Below are 3,113 nucleotides of genomic sequence, written 5' to 3'. Positions count from 1 at the left end.
ATGGAAGGAGCCCGAGTATCCGGCTGGAAACAAGCCATCAACCAAATGGCCGTGGCCTACCCCGACCGCTTCGACAAATACCTATAAACCCCGCCCCACACACAAACAACTTGACACGCTCCGGAAATGGCGCAAAGGCGGCGATGACGCCTTAAAACCGAAGCCGAAGGGCAGGCCTAAAGGTTCAGCTAAGCCGAAAGTGCTTTCTGAAGAAGATAAGCTACGTCGCGAAAACGAACGGTTGCGGGCCGAAAATGCCTACCTAAAAAAATTGCGGGACTTGAGGAATCAGGGACGCGCCTGAAAGTCCAAGCGATCGTCATCCTCAAGTCTCACCACCGCTTGGAGGACCTCCTAGAGGCAGCCGGTATGCCGCGGGCGACATTCTTCTACCACCAGAAACGACTCAGCGAGCCAGATAAGCACGCTGCGATCAAGGAGGCGATCCTAGAAAGCTTCGAGGCTAACAAGCATCGCTACGGCTACCGGCGAGTGTTGCTGGACCTGCGCAACAAGGGCTGGGTGGTCAACCACAAACTCGTTTACAAACTCATGCGCCAGATGGGGCTTCGGGCCAAGATCCGCCAACGCAGACCGTATATTTCCTACGCAGGAACTAAAAGTCGCATTGCTGACAACAAGCTTGACCGCAAGTTCACCCCAGATAAGCCAAACACCGTCTTTGTCAGCGACGTCACCGAGTTTAGGGTCGCAGGCCGAAAAGTGTATTTGTCACCGGTGATGGACTTGTTCGACCGCTCAATCGTCGCCCACACCGTGGCTACATCGCCGACGGCAGCGTTTACCGCCGAATCATTGACTAAGGCGATTGCGGCCTGTGCGCCGAAGCCTGGGTGGATGATGCACACCGATCAAGGATTCCAGTACCAGCATTCCTCCTGGCGTAACCTGATCGGTGACAACGGCGGTGTCCAGTCGATGTCGCGTAAAGCCAACTGCTACGACAACGCAGTAATGGAGAACTTCTTCGGGCACGTGAAGGCCGAGATGTACCACGGGGAAGTCTTTGACACCGTCGAGGAATTCACCCAAGCGATCGACGAGTACATCCAGTGGTACAACACCGAACGCATCCAACAACGACTCAAGGGCCTGACCCCGATGCAATATCGGAATCAGGCCCTTGAACCCCTCACCGCCTAGAATTAAACCAGTCCAACTTTTGGGGGCCAGTTCATTCCACAGGGCGGCAGATGCCGATACATGGAAACGACATGAGAGACGCCTGTGGCCCCCAGCTCCGAAAGGAACCGGGGGCCACAGGCGTTTCCCTAGCTAAAGTCTAGACATCATGCGGAAAAAGGCCGTTGCGGAAGCTTTTTATCAAAATCAATTAGGCGACCCAAGGCCCAATCCTTATCAGTAAGCAAGCGAGAAAACACCAAACCGGCACCAATAGATCCAACTACCATCATTCCAGTTGCCACATTGGCCAACGCTTGATCCATCTGACCATCGTTCAAATAAAACACCGCCCGGAACATTGTCACCCCTGGGATCATAATCACCGCGGCCGGAACGGTGGTTGTAATACGAGGAAGACGCGCCCTTTTAGAAGCTACTGCCCCCAGCAACCCGATGATTAATCCACCCACAAAGGCTGCAAAGAAAATGGTTGTTCCCGCGTGAATTAGAATCAAACGAAGCTCATTTGCCACGGTTCCAACGCACGCCGCTACTAAGACCATGCGGCGAGAAGAGTTAAAAAGAAAAGCAAACCCAGCAATGCCCAGAAAACTTGCCAGCGGCGCCAACAGAAACCATTGCATATCCTGCACAGGTGCAGGTGGGTCAGGACTAAGTTTTGTCAGCCAGCTAACCATAGAGACCGTGAAAGCCGCCGTGAATATGACGGTAAAGGCGTACCCCAATCTGACAATCCCCGCATCAAGATCAAATCGCGCTATGTCGATCAAAGCAGAGAAAAGTGGAAACCCGGGAATCAGGAATAAAACGGCCGCCACAAAACCCGAGGACAGTTCACTGGGTTCCACCGAGCCTATAGCCCCGAAAAATTCCGTCAACAAGAAGAAAACTATGCTTGCCGTCGCACCACCAGCAATCACTCCTCCAATTTGATGAACGTGACGGTGGAGAACTGTATAACGAACAAACTGGCCTGCAAACGCCGCCAAAGCAACCAACCCCACTGCTTCCAGCGGGAAAAAATTAAGATACGCAAACGCCGCACATGCGATCGCGGCAGCGAAAGAAAGAGTTAGACCGCCCCAGCGCTTTTTGACATTATGCTCGATAGTATCCAGCATCGCCGCTAATTCCTGAGCGGTTATCCCTGCGTAGAGGCGATTGTGGGTTAAATCTTCCAAGGCTTCAATCCGAGAGGCATCAACTGCAGGCGAATGTTGCCGAGCAATGACCGTCCGGAAGTATTCGCCGCGGTGAAACGTACAGGTAATCTGCGTCAGACCCACTGTGGCATCTAGATGGTCAAACCCCAATGCTCGCGCACTCCGTTTCATCCCTCTAAGTACGCGATAACCAGAGGTGCCGGCCCCCATTAGGAGCATTCCCACCCGCAATACAACGTCCGCCTCGACACCCATTTGCCGATGCATCTCCGGATCAAATTGTTGTGCCATCTCTCCTCCTCTGACACTGCTCCTGGCGCACAATTAAAGACCTGTCGACCCCAACCCGATAGCGCGCTTGTAGTTTTCCTAGAATCTTACGCAAAAGAAGCCTCTTGTGAATCAGGCTCATCGATCCAAAAGCCTCCACCTTGATACCCGTAAGCTGATTGAGCCATTCTTACCCTCCGCCAAATGATTGCCACTATATTCACAGGCAAATACCAGACCTATGGCAGCCTAGCGCGTTATCTTTAATTTACGTGTTCGAGAGAACGCAAGAGAGATAGAGAGAACCAGTTCCAGCGCCCTGTGGCCCCAAGCGAGGCCCGGGCGTTGGAGCTGTTTTAGGGGTCTGCAGGTTGGGGCGTGGAAGGAGAGGGGGCCTAAACGACAGAATGTGTTGTTTTGCGGCGTGTCGGGCTAAACGACATTTTGTGTTGGTGGGGTTTAGCGTATGTGGCCTTTGCGTATTCCCATAGAGTGGTTGTAGGCAGTGTCGAT

Annotated in this window: 1 protein-coding gene and 1 pseudogene; one reads left to right on the top strand and one right to left on the bottom strand. The window is 53.1% G+C overall.

The window, feature by feature from the left end; translation table 11 throughout:
- Window positions 1–118 precede the first annotated feature (118 nt).
- A pseudogene (locus MHY24_RS11935) lies at window positions 119–1,164 on the top strand (IS3 family transposase); the annotation flags it as partial.
- Between the two features lie 146 nt (window positions 1,165–1,310).
- On the opposite strand, the gene MHY24_RS11930 reads toward MHY24_RS11935, so the two are convergent.
- Entirely contained in the window at window positions 1,311–2,621 is a 1,311-nt protein-coding gene (locus tag MHY24_RS11930) for a threonine/serine exporter ThrE family protein (protein ID WP_239230919.1), read from the bottom strand.
- Between the last annotated feature and the right edge of the window lie 492 nt (window positions 2,622–3,113).

Source organism: Corynebacterium sp. ACRPQ, from assembly GCF_022347225.1.
In the GTDB taxonomy this organism is placed as follows: Bacteria; Actinomycetota; Actinomycetes; order Mycobacteriales; family Mycobacteriaceae; genus Corynebacterium; species Corynebacterium tuberculostearicum_D.
This window is presented reverse-complemented; position numbering and strand designations above follow the sequence as displayed.